Annotated in this window: 17 protein-coding genes and 5 pseudogenes; 2 read left to right on the plus strand and 20 right to left on the minus strand. The window is 48.3% G+C overall.

All coding sequences use genetic code 11. From position 1 onward, the window contains the following. Positions 1-160 precede the first annotated feature (160 nt). Positions 161-454 carry a TNT domain-containing protein gene (locus tag HC231_RS08050; RefSeq protein WP_208231260.1) on the minus strand — a complete coding sequence of 98 codons (294 nt, stop codon included), beginning with the start codon at positions 452-454 and terminating at the stop codon, positions 161-163. A gap of 60 nt (positions 455-514) precedes the next feature. After that, positions 515-598, minus strand: a pseudogene (locus tag HC231_RS24355) (RHS repeat-associated core domain-containing protein); the annotation flags it as partial. 122 nt (positions 599-720) lie between these two features. On the opposite strand from HC231_RS24355, the gene HC231_RS08060 reads away from it, so the two are divergent. Continuing rightward, the gene (locus tag HC231_RS08060; RefSeq protein ID WP_208228357.1) at positions 721-945 is read left to right on the plus strand and encodes a SymE family type I addiction module toxin; all 225 of its coding nucleotides are present in this window, start codon (positions 721-723) and stop codon (positions 943-945) included. 70 nt (positions 946-1,015) lie between these two features. Here the strand turns inward: HC231_RS08060 and HC231_RS08065 are convergent, their stop codons facing one another. Beyond that, positions 1,016-1,375 (minus strand): hypothetical protein, encoded by a 360-nt coding sequence (locus HC231_RS08065; protein WP_208230519.1) that lies wholly within the window; start codon positions 1,373-1,375, stop codon positions 1,016-1,018. Then, positions 1,369-2,212, minus strand: a pseudogene (locus HC231_RS08070) (RHS repeat domain-containing protein); the annotation flags it as partial. The pseudogene HC231_RS08070 and the gene HC231_RS08065, both read right to left, overlap by 7 nt. A gap of 5 nt (positions 2,213-2,217) precedes the next feature. Between HC231_RS08070 and HC231_RS23895 the strand changes: the two are divergent. Then, positions 2,218-2,419, plus strand: a pseudogene (locus tag HC231_RS23895) (transposase); the annotation flags it as partial. 13 nt (positions 2,420-2,432) lie between these two features. Here the strand turns inward: HC231_RS23895 and HC231_RS08080 are convergent. The 16 genes and pseudogenes from HC231_RS08080 to HC231_RS08145 all read right to left on the minus strand — a co-directional run bounded on the left by HC231_RS08080 (position 2,433) and on the right by HC231_RS08145 (position 17,656). After that, on the minus strand, positions 2,433-2,804 hold the full coding sequence (locus tag HC231_RS08080; protein ID WP_208230520.1) for a hypothetical protein: 372 nt from the start codon (positions 2,802-2,804) through the stop codon (positions 2,433-2,435). Beyond that, positions 2,801-7,263: pseudogene (locus tag HC231_RS08085) on the minus strand (glycohydrolase toxin TNT-related protein). Before HC231_RS08085 ends, HC231_RS08080 begins: the two are co-directional and overlap by 4 nt. Positions 7,264-7,266: 3 nt before the next feature. After that, complete coding sequence (locus tag HC231_RS08090; RefSeq protein ID WP_208230521.1) at positions 7,267-7,707, minus strand: DcrB-related protein; 441 nt, start codon at positions 7,705-7,707, stop codon at positions 7,267-7,269. Between the two features lie 463 nt (positions 7,708-8,170). Next, entirely contained in the window at positions 8,171-8,518 is a 348-nt protein-coding gene (locus HC231_RS08095; protein ID WP_208230522.1) for a hypothetical protein, read from the minus strand. Positions 8,519-8,751: 233 nt separating this feature from the next. Further along, positions 8,752-9,609, minus strand: coding sequence for a hypothetical protein (locus HC231_RS08100; protein WP_208230523.1), 858 nt, complete (start codon positions 9,607-9,609; stop codon positions 8,752-8,754). Between the two features lie 175 nt (positions 9,610-9,784). Then, entirely contained in the window at positions 9,785-10,384 is a 600-nt protein-coding gene (locus tag HC231_RS08105) for a hypothetical protein (protein ID WP_208230524.1), read from the minus strand. A gap of 239 nt (positions 10,385-10,623) precedes the next feature. Continuing rightward, positions 10,624-11,340: a hypothetical protein gene (locus HC231_RS08110; RefSeq protein ID WP_208230525.1), complete on the minus strand. Its 717-nt coding sequence runs from the start codon at positions 11,338-11,340 to the stop codon at positions 10,624-10,626. Further along, the gene (locus HC231_RS24230) at positions 11,337-11,705 is read right to left on the minus strand and encodes a putative peptidoglycan-binding domain-containing protein (protein WP_343073018.1); all 369 of its coding nucleotides are present in this window, start codon (positions 11,703-11,705) and stop codon (positions 11,337-11,339) included. Before HC231_RS24230 ends, HC231_RS08110 begins: the two co-directional genes overlap by 4 nt. Before the next feature lie 65 nt (positions 11,706-11,770). Further along, positions 11,771-12,319 (minus strand): hypothetical protein, encoded by a 549-nt coding sequence (locus tag HC231_RS08120; RefSeq protein WP_208230526.1) that lies wholly within the window; start codon positions 12,317-12,319, stop codon positions 11,771-11,773. A gap of 237 nt (positions 12,320-12,556) precedes the next feature. Beyond that, a complete protein-coding gene (locus HC231_RS08125; RefSeq protein WP_208230527.1) occupies positions 12,557-12,925 on the minus strand; it encodes a hypothetical protein in 369 nt (122 codons plus the stop codon). A gap of 229 nt (positions 12,926-13,154) precedes the next feature. Next, positions 13,155-13,511 (minus strand): hypothetical protein, encoded by a 357-nt coding sequence (locus tag HC231_RS08130; protein ID WP_208230528.1) that lies wholly within the window; start codon positions 13,509-13,511, stop codon positions 13,155-13,157. A 56-nt stretch (positions 13,512-13,567) separates the two neighbouring features. Beyond that, positions 13,568-14,362, minus strand: a complete 795-nt coding sequence (locus tag HC231_RS08135; RefSeq protein ID WP_208230529.1) for a glycoside hydrolase family 73 protein — start codon at positions 14,360-14,362, stop codon at positions 13,568-13,570. Between the two features lie 20 nt (positions 14,363-14,382). Then, on the minus strand, positions 14,383-15,093 hold the full coding sequence (locus HC231_RS08140; protein WP_208230530.1) for a hypothetical protein: 711 nt from the start codon (positions 15,091-15,093) through the stop codon (positions 14,383-14,385). Continuing rightward, positions 15,090-15,371: a putative peptidoglycan-binding domain-containing protein gene (locus tag HC231_RS23905; protein ID WP_246494802.1), complete on the minus strand. Its 282-nt coding sequence runs from the start codon at positions 15,369-15,371 to the stop codon at positions 15,090-15,092. Before HC231_RS23905 ends, HC231_RS08140 begins: the two co-directional genes overlap by 4 nt. 30 nt (positions 15,372-15,401) lie before the next feature. Continuing rightward, positions 15,402-15,545: pseudogene (locus tag HC231_RS23910) on the minus strand (glycosyl hydrolase 108 family protein); the annotation flags it as partial. Continuing rightward, the gene (locus HC231_RS08145) at positions 15,476-17,656 is read right to left on the minus strand and encodes a type VI secretion system Vgr family protein (RefSeq protein WP_246494739.1); all 2,181 of its coding nucleotides are present in this window, start codon (positions 17,654-17,656) and stop codon (positions 15,476-15,478) included. The pseudogene HC231_RS23910 and the gene HC231_RS08145, both read right to left, overlap by 70 nt. Between the last annotated feature and the right edge of the window lie 4 nt (positions 17,657-17,660).

Genomic DNA, 17,660 nt, shown 5'->3' on the forward strand with positions numbered 1-17,660 from the left:
TGTAAAATACTCAGGCTCAGTGCGATGACCCCGCTCACTATAAAAAACACACCAAACAAATCCATCGAAAATTAAACATAGAGATTCATTCTTTATATTATCAATGGAATAGCTGTCCTTTGGTATATGTGATTTATTTAAAGTATTTTTCAACTCTACTCTATCCACAAGATTTACCTTTTATTTTCTTAATCTCTTTCAAATGCCCAGAATCAATATAACTTTTCACAGATCTATCTAATTTATATTGAGTGCCCATACCTATCTCCCCAAACCATGGGGCAATTTTACTTTCCTGAATATTTTGCATCGGTTTAAGAACTTCATAAATAGTATAATCTCTATTATTAGTACCCGGAGGTAAAGCACGCATTGAATATGGGGTACCAACAGGAGACGTATAAGTACCACCAGGATGACCATAACGATCAATTAGAGATCCTGGTTCTAACATAGAGATTTTTATTTCACCATAGGCACCATCATTTGGTGGCCAATAGGTCACTAATTCATTACTCAACCCCAACGGATCGATCCACGTCAAGGGGTTAGGAGCATACTGATACAGATTTATCCCACCCGCCAGCCCTATCGGGTCCGTCGCAATAATCTATCCGACTTTCGGATCGTACTACCTGTTTCGGCTGTAAATTATCTTCATATCGTCGTCATAGTGCAGGAAATCGATCATGCTACCGCCCGCCCACGAGAAAGTTGACTATGGCTGAGATGCATTCTAAGTCAGACAGCGTGCTAAATAAAGCAGCTAAAACAGAACGTTACTACACGGTGGGATACGCCACGCAAAACGGCAGACCCAACCCGCCCTCCGCCATCAACCTTAAAGGCCGCTGGCTGGAAGAGTCGGGGTTTATGACCGGGATGCCGATAACGGTGACGGTTGAGTGGGGAAGGATAGTGATTGAGAGCGAAATTAATCTCTGATATCGCACATAATAAATAACAGATAAAAATAATCCGGAAGGATCTTGGAGATCGCTTCCGCATTTAATAACTATTTGTAGCTCACTTCACATTGGCCAATTACATCAAAAACATGATCGTAAGTACTTAAAATATAATGATCATCTTTTTCTTTATCGAATATTTTATCGAAACATGATTTCTTTGACAATTGATATTTTGATTCATCAATCATCGTAATAGTTAGGCTCTTTATATTTTTAAACTTAAAGCAAACTAAAGCTTCCTCACTTAAATCCTTGCTTGGTTGGCAAAACGACAAATCAAGAGAGGTTATTACCTCTATTTCCATAGGATACATATCTAATATGACGCTTTTTAAAATTAAAGCGTCTCTTCCATGTATTTCCCCATATATTGTCTCAATGGCTTGATTATTTACTGTTAGCATCTCACTCTTATCCCTTTTCCACCAGTTTTTGTTGAAAATCTATCATTTAGATTAATTGACTTCAAATCAGATTCAGTTGCCCAGACAGAAGGCATATTCTTTATACCAGCCTCTTTAGCTGCGTATAGTCGTCGATTATCTAAAGTAAATACGGAATGTTTATTTGCACCTTGTGAGATTAATCTTTCTTGAATGTTAGTAGGTAAATCAGTAAGTCTTACCTTCCTGATTGGTTCTACTTGATTGATATACGAAGGATCATTTTTCAATCTATAGATTAGATCATTAACTTTTTGACCATTCGAGAAAACGGAACCAATGCTATCTTGAGAGAATAAAACAGTGTTAGGACTGACAGGCGATAACCCCCACGGATCCACCCACCCCAACGCATTCGGCGCATACTGATAAAGGTTAATTCCCCCCGCCAGCCCTATCGGGTCCGGCTGGGTAAACCGTCCGCAGTCCGGGTCGTAGTAACGGAACAGATTGTAGTGCAGCCCGGTTTCCCTGTCCAGATACTGGCCCTGCATGCGCAGGTTCTGGGCGATACCCGCGCCGGGCAGCGGGCTTTCGTGCAGCAGCTTGCCCCAGGCGCCGTTCTGGCCTTCCCAGCGCAGCCGCCCTTCGGCGTCCGTCAGCCGCTCTGGGGTGCCATTGGGCTGGCAATGGAACCAGAATATCTCCGGGTCTTCCGTACCATCGATGCGCGCCAGCGGCTCGTAACTGTCCGGGGCGCTGTAGACGTAGGTCAGCAGCGTCTGGTTCTGGATTTCCTGCAACAGCCGGGAAGCCCTCCCAGATAAAGCGGGTGGTGACGGTTTTTCCCTGTGGTTGCCTAGAAGTTCCGGTTGCTGTTTCTGCCGACTTACTCGCCGTGGCTGAATCCGATAGAGCGGTTGTGGCTGTCGTCACACGGAACCATAACGCGAAATCATCAGTGTCGGTACATGTGGCAATTACTGGAATAGGTAAATCAATTTATGAATGCCGCCTCGCCATTTTCCGGTAATTAACATGGTCTGGTTTAAAGTAGAGCGGTAATATATGAAGTTATTTAGCCAAAAACACCTATAAGGTAAGATATATATCTTGCAGGTTGGACCTCGGAAAATGTAAAGAATATTAAAACGTTATGCTTATGGAGAGGGCATTTACTTTCAAAAAAGCATATCGCTTCTCCTTTATAATTATAATACCCAGGCTTTATCGTATTTTCTTTTACGCCTTTAATATGACTTGCAACCTCTTTTTTAAATGACTCGTCCTCCAGATCAAATCGCTTAGAATTAAAAACCGTAAAAATTACCTGACTGTCACAATACGGACAATCAATAAAGTTTTTTTTATGGATAAAATCATTTTCAAAACCATCATGCAATAATATAGGTTTTTTTATGAGGTTTTTTGTTATGTTAAATTTACTCATAATTTTTTCAATACTCCATCTCTTATAAGGTCTTCAACAAAGTCATGTGTTTCATATTGCGTACCCATCCCTGTTTTTCCAAACCACGGTATAGCAGGTCCAGCATTAACCTCATAAGGTTTTAATACTTCATAAGTAGAAAGTGGTTTTTCTAACGTTTTATTTGGAAGGGCTCGCCCTTCAAACGAGGATCCTGCTGGTGACAAGAAAGTCCCAGTATCACGGAAACCACTTTCATCAGTCCACCCACCATAACGATCTACCTTAGTTCCTGGCATGAGAGTCTTTTTCGTTGAAAAAACAAAACCACGATTAGGCGGCCAGGCACCATTCCCCATAAATTTCTCTAACGCGGCCCAATCTTGCTTTTTCCATAAAGCATATGCTTTAGCTGCATCCGTTCTGGAGGCAAACTGCCGTTTGTTTGATTTTGCCTGGAAATCATTCCAGCTATTCTTACATGACAACCCTAACGGATCGATCCAACCCAGCGCATTCGGCGCGTACTGATAAAGATTCAGTCCCCCCGCCAGCCCTATCGGGTCCGGCTGGGTAAACCGTCCGCAGTCCGGGTCGTAGTAACGAAACAAATTGTAGTGCAGCCCGGTTTCCCTGTCGAGATACTGGCCCTGCATGCGCAGGTTCTGGGCGGCAACCGGGTCGGGCTGCGGGCTTTCGTGCAGCAGTTTGCCCCAGGCGCCGTTGCGGCCTTCCCAGCGCAGCCGCCCTTCGGCGTCCGTCAGCCGCTCCGGCGTGCCGTTGGGCTGGCAGTGGAACCAGAAGATTTCGGGGGCGGCGACGCCGTCGATGCGCGCCAGCGGCTCGTAGCTGTCCGGGTCGGCGTACACATACGTCAGCGGCAGGCCGTCCCGGATTTCCTGCAACAGCCGGAAGCCCTCCCAGATAAAACGGGTGGTGACGGTTTTCCCCTGCGGCTCCCCGTTCAGCGTCTGCCGGCGGGTCTTGCTGATGCGCCGCCCCAGCGGGTCATAGCGGAAGCTGACGTGAACCTGCGGCGCATTGTGGCGGCGGGGCAGGCTGACCACGTCGGTCAGGCGGTGTTCGGTATCGTAGCGGTACTGCCAGCGGGTGTGGCCGTTGTCCTTTTCGACGGTGCGGCCGTGGACGTCATAACGCCAGCGGATGCCGTTCAACTGCGTGACGCGGTTATGGACAGGGGGAAGGGCGTCGGCAGCGTCGAGCGGATTGCCGGCGTTGTCCCAGCGCCACAGCTCGCGGCCGGGCAGGTCGCCGTCCTGTAGCAGCAGGCGTCCGGCGCGGTCGTACTGCCAGCGCGTGGCGTTGAACAGGTCGTCGTCGCGCTCCTCGCGCACCAGGTTGTTGCGGTAGTCATAGTCCCAGCGTCGGGACCAGCGGCACGGGGCAGGGCGCTGCGCCTCGCCGGTGAAGACGTCGCGGCGGTGGAGACGGCCAAGGCGGTCGTACTCGCTGCGGCTGGTGAGCGCGCCCTGCGTGCGGCTGATTTCGCGGTGCAGCGGGTCGCGGGTAAAATCGGTGACCGGCAGGCGGTCGAGGGCGATACTGAGCAGATGGCCGCTGCCGTAGTAAAAATGCTTCAGTTTTCGGCCGTCGGGCAGTTGCACGCTGGTGCGGTTGCCGAGCGGGTCGTAGGTCCATGCCAGCGCGCCGTGCTCGCCCTGTTCGCCGACCAGCCGGCCGAGGGCGTCGTAGTCGAACGTCAGAGCCTGTTCGGCTTCGCGGCTCCAGGCGTTCTCGCCCAGCGCGGGATGGCGCGCGACGCGGGCGAGCCGCCCCGACGGGGCGTAGTGGTAGCGCGTCTGTCCTTCCGGCGTGGTGCGGGCGAGCAGCTGTCCGCCGGCGCCATAGGCGAAGGCATGGGTGATGGCCTCGGGGTGGCCGGCGGCAAAGGTGCGGGACGTCATGCGGCCGCAGGCGTCGTAATCGTAACGCGTGACCGTGCCGTCCAGGCCCGTTTCCTCGCGCAGCAGCGAGTCCGCGCCCCAGTGGAACCGGTAGGCTTCGCCGTTTTCATTGTGCAGCGCGGTCAGTCTGCCGCGGGCGTCCCAGTCGCGGCGGACTTCCTCGCCCTGCGCGTTGCGGGTGGCCACCAGGCGTCCGGCCTTGTCGTAGAAAAATGCGTTACGCTTGCCGTCGGCGGCCTCATGGGCCTGCGGCAGACCGTGCGCGTTCCAGACAAGGCGCTCCCGCCAGCCTTCCGGCCGCTCCATCTGGACCGGGCGGCCGGCCGCGTCGTAGTGGTAGACGGTCTCCTCGCCGTCCGGCGTGACCTCGGCTTCCAGCCACCCCAGCGGGTGATAGCGATAACGGGTGGTGCGCCCCGAACAGTCGGTGGCGCGGATAACCTGCCCGGCGTCGTTGTATTCCTGACGGCGGAGGTTGCCGGCCGCATCCTGCTCCTCGACCACCTGTCCCTGTTCGTTGCGGCGGTACCGGGTCGACTGGCCCAGCGCATCCACCACCTGCGTCAGGCCGAGGTGCTCGTCGTAGTAAAAGCGGGTGACGGCGCCGTCCGGTTCGGTGACCGAGGCCGGAATGGCGCGGTGCGCCAGCCACTGGGTGGCGCGGACGTTGCCGTCGGCGTCAATTTCCCGCACCCGGTTGCCCTGGTCGTCATAGGCGAACGTGACGGCGTTGCCGAGCGGGTCGATACGGCGGGTGAGCTGTTCGTTGTCGTTCCACTCAAAGCGCCAGACTTCGCCGCGCTCATCGACAAACCGGGTGATAAGCCCCTGCGGGCTCCAGTAGTGCCGGCGTATCTGGTTGTCGTACTGGGTGACGGTGGTCAGCCCGGCGTCGAGGTCGTAGTCGATACGGCAGCCGTCGCCGGTGCTGGTGCGGCTTTCCACCACGCGCCAGTGGTCGAACATCCGCCAGCGGTACGCGTTCTCCAGGCCGCCCGGCAGCCGGTGCCAGACCATCAGGCCGTCATCGTTGTAGCGGTACTCGCGGGTGACGACGCCGGCGGCGTCGGTGACGGCGGCCAGTTGGCCGCGGTCGTCGTAGCGGTAGTCGGCCAGCGGCCAGCGGCGGCGGCCGTCAAAATGGCTGGCCGCCGTAACGCGTGACGGAAAGCGCGCGTCGTCATAGGCCAGCGTGAGGTCGATGGCGCAGGGGGCGTCGTGAATACGCACCAGGCGGCCCTGTTCGTCCCAGCCGGTTTCCAGCGCATTGCCGTATTCATCGCTGAGCGAGGCCAGCCGCAACAGCGACGGGTTGGCCCGGGTGGGTTTGAACAGCCGCCATACCGCGCCGTCGTCATCGGCGATGGCGACGTCGCCGTTTTCGTTGCGGCGAACGATAAGGCCTTCGCTGATGCTGTAGAGCGGCTGGTCGACGGGGGGCAGGGCAAAACGCAGCTCGCGCCCCGTGTCGTCAAAGAACATGACCTCGCCGTCCTCCAGCCGCAGATAGCTGTCGAAGGCGGTGGCCCAGCCCAGGCCGAACAGGCCTTCCCGCGTGGTCAGGCTGTTATAGCTGCGCTGCCAGTACAGCGGGAAATGCCCCGGCAGGGAGAAATCGAGTTCGTGCTCGTCATTGAGCACCTTCACGCCGGTGGCGGCATGGACGGGGTGCGGGGAGGCGAAGAGCGCATTGATGGCCATATCGGCCAGCATCCCGCCGCCGGCGGCGGCCAGCGCACAGGGCATGTTCTTGAGAACTTTGCTGGGGCGGCCGCGAATGAGGGAGAGCGCAATCATCGCCACGGCCAGGCCGGGCGTTTTGCCGCTTTTGATATCGCGCACGACAAGGGGCTCGCCGCCGATAATGACATCGGGCGAGACGCTGCTCGAGACGGTGGCTTCGCAGGTGGTGCGGTCCCCGGCGCGGACGGCGGGCTGGCCGTTGATAAAGACGCTTTTGGAGCCTTCGGCCAGATATTGCGGGCCGCTGTGTTTCTGGCAGGCGACGGTGTCTTTTTCCAGCGGGGAGGTGCCGGAAGCGGCGGCGGCGACGGAGGGTTGCCACATCTCGCTGCCGAACTGGCCGGCGGCGGCCAGCAGCATGCCGCCGTAGTCGGCGAAGCTGGTCGGCGACTGGGGCTCGGGGGGCGGCGTCTCGGCGGTGCTGAGCGTGCCGGCGGCGCGGGCGGCGGGTTTGCCGTTGGTGAGGACGTCCGAGGCCCCGGAGGTAATCAGGCCGGCCGGGGAGGGGGGAACAGGGCGTTGCCGAGGTTGTCGGCCACGTTGCTGATGTCATCGGTGATGCCGGCGGCGTTGGCCAGGGCGCCGCCGATAATCCCGGTCAGCACACAGCTGGAGCCCACGGCGGCAACGCCTGCGGCCGCGGCGCCGGCCCCCGCGGCGGCGAGCAGGGGGGCGGCGGCGGTGATGGAGGCGGCGACGATGGTGCCGATAGCCGCGTAGACAACCCCTTCGGCGACAAGACTGGTGATATCGGCAAAAATACTGGAATGGATAATGGCGTCGTCCTGGCGGGCCGCGTAGTTATCACTCATGTCTTAATCATCCTGATGGTCGTTCAGCGCCAGACTGGATTTAAAGTTTTCCCAACGCACCGCATCGTCGTCGTTGAAGGGGCGCAGGGCGGAGAAGGTAAACAGCAGCAACACCGGTTTGCCCGGCGCCTGCACAGCGAGCTGTTTTTGCCACAGGCGCTGGCCGCGGCGCTCAAAGGCGCTTTCCACTTCCACCGCGGGAAGCGTGCGCGCCGGCCCGACGTTCACCGGGATGAAATCGCTCTGGGTGATATCGCCCATTTGGGCGCGCAGCGTGTCCCACTGACGGTGAAACTCTTTCTCGGCGTTGCTGCCGTCAGGGATAGGGCCGCGGCTGACCACGAGCGAGAGGCCGCTGGCGTCGTCGCGCAGAATATTAAGGGTCGTGTCCTGCCATGCGGCGGGAAACAGTGAAAAAGTACCTTCCTGAAGGGTGTAATTCATAATTGGTCCATTATAAAAGGGACGGTCGCCGTAGCTCACGACGGTATCCGCGTATCCTGAAGAATTGATTAAGCGTTACGATGGAAAATGGTTTTTGCTTGAACCGTGGTTATTGGGTCCGGTGTATAAGATCGGAGCTCCGAGTTAATCTGGTTCCCCGATATACTCCTTTCCTGCAATTGGAATTATTTAGAATATATACCTTGCATGCTAATTATAACCTCTAAGGTTTTCACGCGATCAGCTATTCAAAAAGAATGGCATTTCTCTTTTCGACTATGTCTCGAGCTTATTTTTTTAATAAAAACGATAATTATCGTTGTTGCCTTAAAATATAAATTCCTCTATGGGTTTAGAGTATTATTGTTCGCGCGGTATCTGTATTCCACCAAATCTGAGTAGCCAACTGATGACTTGTTCGTTCTGCGGACTGATTGATGCACAACGAGTTTCTATGCTATGTTTATTTAGGTGCTACGCCGGTGTTGTTAGATTTCAATTGATTCTGTTTTACCCACCCCTCCACTTGCTGCCCATTTTTCTTAAAATACATTACATAGTAATATTCATTGTAGTCTAAATACGCGTTGACTTTATCTCCAGGGATAATGAACACTTGTTTTTTTATACAACCTTCATTAGGTGCTGTATAAAAATAGGACCTTTCCTTCCCAGTAACGGTATATCCATTATCAGTGCTATCAAAACGGATAGCTTTTTCTTGAGCTTTTTCATCAATAGCCCTGCAATCGGTATTAGCTACAACATGGGAGGAAAGGAATAATGTCAGAACTAATAATTTCTTAATCATGATAATTCCTGCGAGTTCATAATGTTAATATTACACCATTTGAATGCGCAGCGTATCCCATTGACGGTGAAACTCTTTCTCGACACTGCAGCTATCAGGCATAGGGCCGCAGTGACCCACGGGCGAGAGGCCACAAGCGTCGTCGTACAGAATATTGAGTCGGTGTTCCGCCATGTTTCGGGAAACAGTGGAAACGTGACTTCCTGAAGAGAGTGTTTCATTGTGTTTTCTTCTTAATGTGGGGAATCTGACCACTCTCCTGGTTCATTAACGATCATTTTACCATTTGAACTAACTTCAATAGATGGGTTTAGTACATTCAGAGTATAAATAACATTGTGGTTTTTGAATTCGTAACTATTTATAGGGCATGAGTAGGTTTCACATTGATAACGGATTGCTTTGCCGGAGAGTTTTATTTTTGCATGGTCGTGCTTTCTTTCTCCATCGTACGTTACATCATTACATATGGCATTTTTGTTATCACAGTTAAATGTAACTTTTACTATAAAATTTTTACTTATGAAATAACGAGGGGAGGTTTCACTTTCGATGAAATTGTCAGGTTTTTCTTTATCCTTGAACGATAAATACGGAGAGAATCTTTTCCCCCAACTTTCAATGTCACTATCGATTTCTTTTTTTTTCACTGAGTTTGTACGATACTCTATTTTAGATGTTTCAGGGGTTACCCATGCAACAAATATATCACCATCAGGCTCAATTACCATTGCCGAAGCGCTGTAAAGGTATAAGTCCATCATCCACCCTTCTGCGAATAGTCCTTCATTTTTTGTTAGGTGGGGTTCTCCAACAACATCGAAGTTATTAATGAAATTACCATAATTATCTTTAAGAATGGTTTTTAATGAATCTGTAATTTCTTTGTTTTTGAAAATATTATCAATTTTTTCTATTGAATTGTATTCTTTAAGGTTAGTTTTCCCCAGTGAAAAAAAAGAAACCAGGGATAGGGAAATTAAAAATGTAATGTTTTTTTTCAATTGAAATATCTCTATTTTATTTCGACAGGTTGAGAAATTCAATGGACTCTCTTTTGTACCTGTTTTGTAATCCCTTGTTATATGCATCCCATCAGTTCAATTTGGTGCCATCTTTAAGTGTTGTCATAGTGTCGCCATATATCTCTTTATCATAATCTAATCTAGAGTTAAGTAGATTTTCTTGAAAATCCTTAGCATCCATAGATTCAATATAGTCAATTGCTTGTGGTGTAAGTTTAGCTGATTTTACAATATTTCCAGATTACATGGAGTTTAAGATGGCCTGTGCTCCACCCACGCCACGCATATGGGCAAGAGGCATTACAGCCGCTTGTTTCCCCGGATCGGTGAAATTAAGCGCTCCCGCCTTGCTTGCAGTTTCATTCATATATTTCTTTACGACCGCGAATTCTTGCTCGCTTCCTATTCCATATGTATTTCTTGCTTCAAGAATTTCGCCATAAGCAGGACCATTTCCTCTTCTAAAACCATAAACCTCCGGACGATTATCTTGCTTTCCTTTTGCTCCTTCAGACTCCATTATAAATTTCACGACCTTATCATCAATGGTCCTATTCTTGTTTTGCTCTGCTGCGTTTGTTTGGACTGGCGCTGCCTTTTTCCCACTCTGCGCCTGTTGTCTGGCCGCGGGTGCAGCAGACTTTGCGGCCGACGCCGACGCCGACGCCGACGCCGACGCGGCGCCTTTCTTAGCCTTTTTTTCCTGTGGGAACTGCGCCTCCACCGCCGCATCGATATCCGACTTATGATCCTTGCCCGGAGCGGAGGTTCCTAGAGCAGCGCTGAACGTATTCAGATGCAGCTTGCCGTCGCTGGTTGAGATATGACCGTCGCCTTCCACAAACAGGTTAATTAATTGTTTTTTAATACAGTCAACATCATAATTGTTAGAATCCTTTGTGAATGAAAGCTCTTGAAGTATATAACTCTTCAGATTGTGAGGGAGAGAGTTAAACTTCCATTTAAGTTCTCCCTCTATGTAAGTTTAATATGGTTTTATCCTTTTTAGCGTCAAACCATGTGCTAGAAGTAATATACCACCTGTGAGCAATGAGCGGTTATCTTATAAAATAACTGCGGCTATTTTTTCCACTCGCCATTTTCTATAATAGACTTACCAGCAATAGATAGCATAAAGGTATTCTCTTTTAATTCAGCTCTATTGTCTTTTTCAGCATCAAAAAATTCAAAGTTCAAAGTATTATCTTTTGTAATAATAGTCTTGCCTGGCAGCATAAACGCATCGTTTCCTTTATGGCTAATTACCATGAGCGTCACATTATCACAGGGTGAAATAAAATTATCACAATGATCAATAATGCGCATGCTGTAGGTTTTGGTACTGAATTCTTTGATGTATTTTATATCATTATAATTTTCCGATACCTTTTTTAGCTCAAAATAAAATGGAATATAACTTTGATGTCCATTGGGTTTTTCTACTAACTGCCAATGAAGCAATGCACCGTTAGCAACTAAAATAGCCTTGCCATTTTTGCCGCCAAACCAGCTATCGAAAGTGATATTTGCTTTTACGCTTCCTTCCACTTTTCCTCGAATATTTGTTTCATCATCTCCGGAGCAATCCGTTCGGTTACCACTTTGGTAAATCAGGCAATAGCGTCCGATAATTTTACCTGAAGACTCATGCAGCCATATTTTCATTGAAACATCATCAGCACCTTGGGAACTTTTGGTTTCTCCTCTCCACTGTCCTGTATACAATGAGCCAGCATAAGTGAAACTGGTTAGAGTGAATAAACTCAAAGCCAGTAGAGCCGTTTTTAATTGTTTCATTTTATCACCACTTCAGCACATCGATTCACTCGATTTACCCATCCCTTAATATTGGCTAGGTTCTTAGGGTCAGACTCAGTTAGAGCCCAATAATAGTCTTTTCTGATATCAGCAATTCTTCTCGTTAACTTAGCAGAGTCTTCCACGTTGTTCATAGCTTCAATTGTTTTTGGTCCAATAACACCATCCGTAGATAAATTACCTCCAAATTCATTATTTAAGAGTTTCTGAATTTGCTTTCCGGCTCCGCCTGATGTTATGGTCCAGTCATAAGATATTAAGGCTAACTTTGGATCTTCTATATTGTTAAAATTACTTGGGTTCCAATGTTTTTTATAGATGATTTCTGCCTGTTGTGTTGTTATGTTTTTACTTTATCCAAAGTCGGTTCAATATCTAGATCTTCTTTTGCGTATCGATAGATAAGCTATCATTGTTGGGACCATATGCCTTTTGTATGTAAAATGATTTTATTATTAGATATTATTATTAGGCTTTTATCTATTTTACTTACTAAATATTTTGTTCCTTTATTTTCGAATCTGTAGCTTAAAATTTCGCAATTATTATTGTTGCAATTTTCTCTTATGGATATTCCTGATAATTTCAATGTTGAACCATCTGATTTTCTTTTCCCTTCATAGGTGAAATTATTGCAGGAGTAAATGTTGTTATTGCAATTTGGTGATATTTTTATCAGATACTTATCTGTTTCAAAATATACAGTGTGTTCAAAGGCTGGAGCTTGTTTTCTATTTTTTTTTACAAAATCCATATCCTTAAATCTTGATGACCAATTTTTGATATCACTTTGAATAATATTAGAATTATCAACATTAGTTCGATACTGAATTGTTTCGTTATGCGGGCTTACCCATGCAGTGTAAAGTCTACCATCGGGATAAATTACAAAGGCAGAAGCATTATATAAATAAAGATCTTTCAGCCACCCTTCAACAAATAGGCCGTCATCTATCAACTTATGGGGTTCCCCATAAACATCAAAATTAGATATAAATGTATTGTAATCCTCTTTAAGTAAACTTCTTAATCGAATTTGGATTTCTCTATCTTCTATTATTTTTGAAACTTTACTTAAAGTATCATATTTTGATAACTCATCAATTTCATTCGCAAAAATTAATGTATTGTTTGTGAGGAAAAAAATAAAATAACATAAATAAACTTTTTCATAACTTGCTAGTCATCCTAAAATTTAATTAGATAGTTTTAAAAACTCTTTTGCTTCTTTGGCATATCGTTTCTGCAAGCCATCACCATAATGATCCCACCAGTTATATGTTATTCCTCCTTTGCTAGTGTTGGAATTTCCGTATATTTTTATATCATATGCAACTCTGACCTCTTTTAGCGACTCCTGAAAATCCTTAGCATCCATAGATTCAATATAGTCAATTGCTTGTGGTGTAAGTTTAGCTGATTTTACAATATTTCCAGATTCCATGGAGTTTAAGATGGCCTGTGCTCCACCCACACCTCGCATATGGGCAAGAGACATTACAGCCGCTTGTTTCCCCGGATCGGTGAAATTAAGCGCTCCCGCCTTGCTTGCACTTTCATTCATATATTTCTTTACGACCGCGAATTCTTGCTCGCTTTCCAGTCAATGCCAGGCTTTCGGTGAGAGGTAGAATGACTCTCATTAATAATCCTAATGAGCTTACTCAAGTAAGTGATTTGGATGACTGACCATCATCTGACAGGCTAAATTTAAACACTACTTGATGCGGCCCCAACGGACTGAAGTCCACAGAGGGGCCAAATATGCAGCTAACGCATTATCATAAAAATTATTATTTATTTATGGGATGAAAACTCCCATCTTCTGCGCCAGCATCAGTATATAAAGAAAAATCACTTCTGCTGATTTTGAATCTAAATAAATTTATTGATATGTTAGGGTCTCCTCCGCAAATTGCATAGCGTTTATTTTCCCTAACAGTAACAAGATAATATTCATTATCTGATGTATCATCGTAATCATAAGCTAGACAGTGGTCTCGTAATGTTGTCATTTTATTATCACGAATGGCTTTATTTACAGATAAAATAACTTTATCTTCAATATATCTTTCCTTGCCTGATACATGTTCACCTATAGGCGAATCAGGTTCAGTAATAGCACTGTAACTCAGCGTATTAATACTCAAAAATATAATGCATATCAATGTGGTAAATTTAATCTTACATGACATTTTTATGGCCTTTAATCAAATTCTGTTAAATTTTGAGAAGTGATTATTCTTTTTAGACTTTTTGCATGGTTAGGATCTGTGGCATATCCTGCTTTGGCAATTTTATCGATAAAATCATTAGGGCTATCAACGAAATTAAATGCTGATTTATATCGCGGATTGGTATTTAAAAAACGCCCATAGTCATCTGCGGATTCAGCGAAATCATTGTATGAACGAAAACTATCGGTGATTGATATCCTTTTGCCATTTATTACTTCTGATGTTCTAAATGATACACTATTTCCCGAAGTGGATTTTCCTTTAATTCCAAACCAGGCGTTATTTTTTACATGCTGTCCCCATCCTGTTTCTTGAGCAGATTGTGCCAATGTTACAGAAACAGGAATTCCCCAATCCTGTTTTACCTTTTTTGCTGCTTCTAAATTAGAATCAATAAATTTCTGAACATGTATGGGTCTAGGTTTTGAACGTGTGGTTTTCTTATCGGCAGTGGAGGATTCGGCTTGGGGATCCGCTGCCTTTTTCCCACTCTGCGCCTGCTGTTTAACTTCAGGCGCAGCAGGTTTTGCGGCCGCGGGTGCGGGCGACGCCGACGCTGGTGCAACTCCTTTCTTATTCTTTTTTTCCGCCGGGAACAGCGCCTCCACCGCCGCATTGATATCCGATTTATGATCTGGATCCGGTGCGGAGGTTCCTGGGGCGGCGTTGGACGTATTCAGATGCAGCTTGCCGCCGCTGGTTGAGATATGACCGTCGCCTTCCACAAACAGGTTAAAGCCGGTGCCTCGATTCGAACGGCTCATAAAGCTTGTTTTTTATTGGATTACGATATCCATGTGCCTGACTGTTTATTTAATGTTTTACTATTTTGTATAATTTCAATCGAAGCATCATTAATGTTTACCCGATAAATTATGTTTTTATTCTTGAATTCATATCCGCTGATCTCATCCCTGGAGAATGTTTTTCCATTAAGTATTATCGTTTTTTTATCAGAATTTCTAATTCCAATGTATGATGTATCATCGCATTTTTTATAAAACCCTCCACAGTAATTAATTATTGTGATGGTGAAATCCTTGGTCTTAAGTGTTCTTCTTACTGATGAGTCATCTTTGCTGAGGGATTTATCAAGGACGTATGTTCTAGGATAATAGTATCTACTGGTAGCAGGTTCGGATTTTATTTTCCATTCAATTTCATTTTCATTGCGAGAGAGTTCAATTTCACCTTCTTCACCATGAATGTCAGAATAAAAATGTAGTGCTGCTAAGGTATCAGATTTTACAATGCCATGAATATTGTCTGCATCAATTGAACAATCAGTTTTATTGCCTGATCTGCCTACATAACAGTATCTACCTGTCAAGCTATTTTCAATTTGACTGAGTGTTATAGTGAAGGTTGATTTTGATAATCCGTTATCTCCACCTAAAACTTCGCCTTGCCATGTTCCATCAAAAGATATTTCAGCAAATGCTGGTGCTGTACTTGCTAATAAAGATAGAATGGCAATGAATTTAAATTTTTTCATTTTATCTCCATGGATAAACAATCATCAACACGATTTAACCAACCGTCTATATATTTCTTGTTGATTGGTTTTTTTTCAACTAATAGTTTGTAATAATCTTTTCTTATTTCAGAGATTCGAGTCGTCAAAAACTCAGAGTCTGCCACGTTATTCATAGCTTCAATAGTTTTTGGTCCAATAACACCATCCGTAGATAAATTACCTCCAAATTCAGTGTTTAAGAGTTTCTGTATTTGTTTTCCGGCTCCGCCTGATGTTATCGTCCAGTCATAAGACATTAAGGCTAACTTGGGATCTTTTATATTATTGAAACCACTTGGATCCCAATATCTTTTTTTATAGATAATTTCTGCTTGTTGTGTTGTGATTTTTTTTAAGTTATCTAATGTAGGTTCAACCCCAATATCCTCTTTAGCATATTTCGTCCATGTAGGCCATGAAATACCTTTATTTGTCGGATCACCTGGGTCTTCTGGATCGTTTTTATACCCTCCTTCATGCCGCAAAATAATCGCAGATATTTTAGAAAAATTATCCGTGTCGTTGGGAGCTGCTGCCTTTTTCCCACTCTGCGCCTGTTGTCTGGCCGCGGGGCAGCAGACTTTGCGGTCGACGCCGGCGCGGCGCCTTTCTTAGCCTTTTTTTCCTGTGGGAACTGTGCCTCCACCGCCGCATTGATATCCGACTTATGATCCTTGCCCGGAGCGGAGGTTCCCGGAGCGGCGCTGGACGTATTCAGATGCAGCTTGCCGCCGCTGGTTGAGATATGACCGTCGCCTTCCACAAACAGGTTAAAGCCGGTGCCCACCAGATTAATCTGGCCGCCCGCCTGTAGTTCGATGGCGCTTTTGCCGCACACCAGTCGCAGCAGGGTGCCGGAGGCCAGTTCGTACTTTTCCACCACCGCGTCGAGTTTCCCTTGGCCGGTAAGAATTTTGGTGCCGCCTTTTACCGCCTGCAACTGGTTGGTTTCTACCCGATGAAGCTCGTTTTTGCGTACATAGTGGCTGTGGTGGCCGCCGATGGCGCGGGTGGCGTCATTTTTCACGTTCACATCCATATTGCGCTCGGCCTGCAGCCACAGTTGCTCTTCCCCCATCTTGTCCTCAAAGCGCAGGGCGTTGGCGTTATCCGGCGAGCCGTCTTTGGAACGGCTCATAAAGCCCATCTGGGTGGCGGCGGCCGGCAGCGCCCACGGCGGCATGCTGGCCTCGTTATAGACGCGGCCGGTGATAATCGGGCGGTCGGGGTCGCCGTTGATAAAATCAATCACCACCTCATCGCCCACGCGCGGTATCTGCACACCGCCAAAGCCCTGACCGGCCCAGGCGCTGGAGACCCGCACCCAGCAGGAGCTGGTGTCGTCGCCTTTGGCCAGCCGGTCCCAGTGGAACTTCACCTTGACCCGGCCGTATTTATCGGTCCAGATGGATTCGCCCTTGGGGCCGACCACTTTTGCCGTCTGCGGGCCGTAGGTGCGCGGCCAGGGGGTGGCCTGCGCCGGGCGGAAAGGGACGGCGGCGGGGATAACGGCAAAGTCGATGCGGTGGACGGTCTGACTGTCGGCGCCGCTGGCGTAGCGGTTTTCTTCGAGATTATAGGTTACGCCGGTGGTGAGATAGGCGCCGTTATCGCTGAAGAACGGGGCGTTGGTGAGGGTAAAGGTACAGCCGGGGGCGATGCCAAGGGCGGTGGCGGTGCCGTGAATCTGCTGATGCTCGACCTGCCAGCGCTCCTGGCGGATACGGGCGTAGAACTCGCCGTGGTCGTGGTCGACAAAGCGGCCCGGCCAGTCGTAAACGTCGATGCTGCCGGGCGTGGGGGAGGCGGGATTCTGGCGCGCCTGAAACAGCCAGGCGTTGGGTTTGCGGAAGTCATAGTCGTCGAGGCTGTAGATACCGGGCGTGACGCAGTCGGCCATCGCCCACTGGCTGATGCCTTCCTCACTGGTGCTGCCGCCGGAGGGGGTGACGTGATAGGGGATGAATTCATAGCCGGGGAAGGGCTGATATTGCTGGGCGGCGTCGGTTAAAACCAGCGTATGGCGGTCCTGGTCGTGGCGGAAGTGGTAGGCGATGCCTTCGAGCTCCATCAGGCGCTGGATAAAGCTCAGGCTGCACTCCTGATACTGAACGCAGTAGTTCCATACGCGGTAGCTGCCGGCGAGTTTGTCCTCGACGTTGACCTGATATTCGGCGAGCAGGGTTTTAACAATCTGCGGGACGGTCTGCTCCTGAAAGATACGCAGGTTGCGGTCGCGCTTCATGGGCCAGAGGTCGGATTCGACGGTCAGGGTGTAGACGGCGTAGCGGGTGCCGGAGAGCTCGACGGCGCTGACGGCGACGCGGGTGACCTTGCCGTTGAGGTAGCGTGGGGCAAGGAGATTTTGCGTGGGCAGTGTGAGGGTAACGGGCTGCCCGAGCAATTGGCTGCGGTCGATACGGGCGTCGGTGCCGAGGAGGGTGACGACAAGTTCAAAGGGTTTGGACAGGGCTTCGCTGCCTTCAAGCTTCCAGAAGAGCAGCCCCTCAACGGGCAGTTGTACGGTGATACGGTTGAGCATATAA

It is taken from the genome of Brenneria izadpanahii, from assembly GCF_017569925.1.
Taxonomy (GTDB): domain Bacteria; phylum Pseudomonadota; class Gammaproteobacteria; order Enterobacterales; family Enterobacteriaceae; genus Brenneria; species Brenneria izadpanahii.

What these genes read in the sequence shown, in the direction of transcription:
- HC231_RS23905 (WP_246494802.1), bottom strand. Translation starts at nt 15,371, where the DNA reads ATGTCTTATGACTGGACGATAACATCAGGCGGAGCCGGAAAACAAATA.
- HC231_RS08140 (WP_208230530.1), bottom strand. Translation starts at nt 15,093, where the DNA reads ATGAAAAAATTTAAATTCATTGCCATTCTATCTTTATTAGCAAGTACA.
- HC231_RS08125 (WP_208230527.1), bottom strand. Translation starts at nt 12,925, where the DNA reads ATGAATGAAAGTGCAAGCAAGGCGGGAGCGCTTAATTTCACCGATCCG.
- HC231_RS08060 (WP_208228357.1), top strand. Translation starts at nt 721, where the DNA reads ATGGCTGAGATGCATTCTAAGTCAGACAGCGTGCTAAATAAAGCAGCT.
- HC231_RS08065 (WP_208230519.1), bottom strand. Translation starts at nt 1,375, where the DNA reads ATGCTAACAGTAAATAATCAAGCCATTGAGACAATATATGGGGAAATA.
- HC231_RS08095 (WP_208230522.1), bottom strand. Translation starts at nt 8,518, where the DNA reads ATGATTAAGAAATTATTAGTTCTGACATTATTCCTTTCCTCCCATGTT.
- HC231_RS08090 (WP_208230521.1), bottom strand. Translation starts at nt 7,707, where the DNA reads ATGAATTACACCCTTCAGGAAGGTACTTTTTCACTGTTTCCCGCCGCA.
- HC231_RS08050 (WP_208231260.1), bottom strand. Translation starts at nt 454, where the DNA reads ATGTTAGAACCAGGATCTCTAATTGATCGTTATGGTCATCCTGGTGGT.
- HC231_RS08145 (WP_246494739.1), bottom strand. Translation starts at nt 17,656, where the DNA reads ATGCTCAACCGTATCACCGTACAACTGCCCGTTGAGGGGCTGCTCTTC.
- HC231_RS08110 (WP_208230525.1), bottom strand. Translation starts at nt 11,340, where the DNA reads ATGAAACAATTAAAAACGGCTCTACTGGCTTTGAGTTTATTCACTCTA.
- HC231_RS08135 (WP_208230529.1), bottom strand. Translation starts at nt 14,362, where the DNA reads ATGAGCCGTTCGAATCGAGGCACCGGCTTTAACCTGTTTGTGGAAGGC.
- HC231_RS08080 (WP_208230520.1), bottom strand. Translation starts at nt 2,804, where the DNA reads ATGAGTAAATTTAACATAACAAAAAACCTCATAAAAAAACCTATATTA.
- HC231_RS08100 (WP_208230523.1), bottom strand. Translation starts at nt 9,609, where the DNA reads ATGCATATAACAAGGGATTACAAAACAGGTACAAAAGAGAGTCCATTG.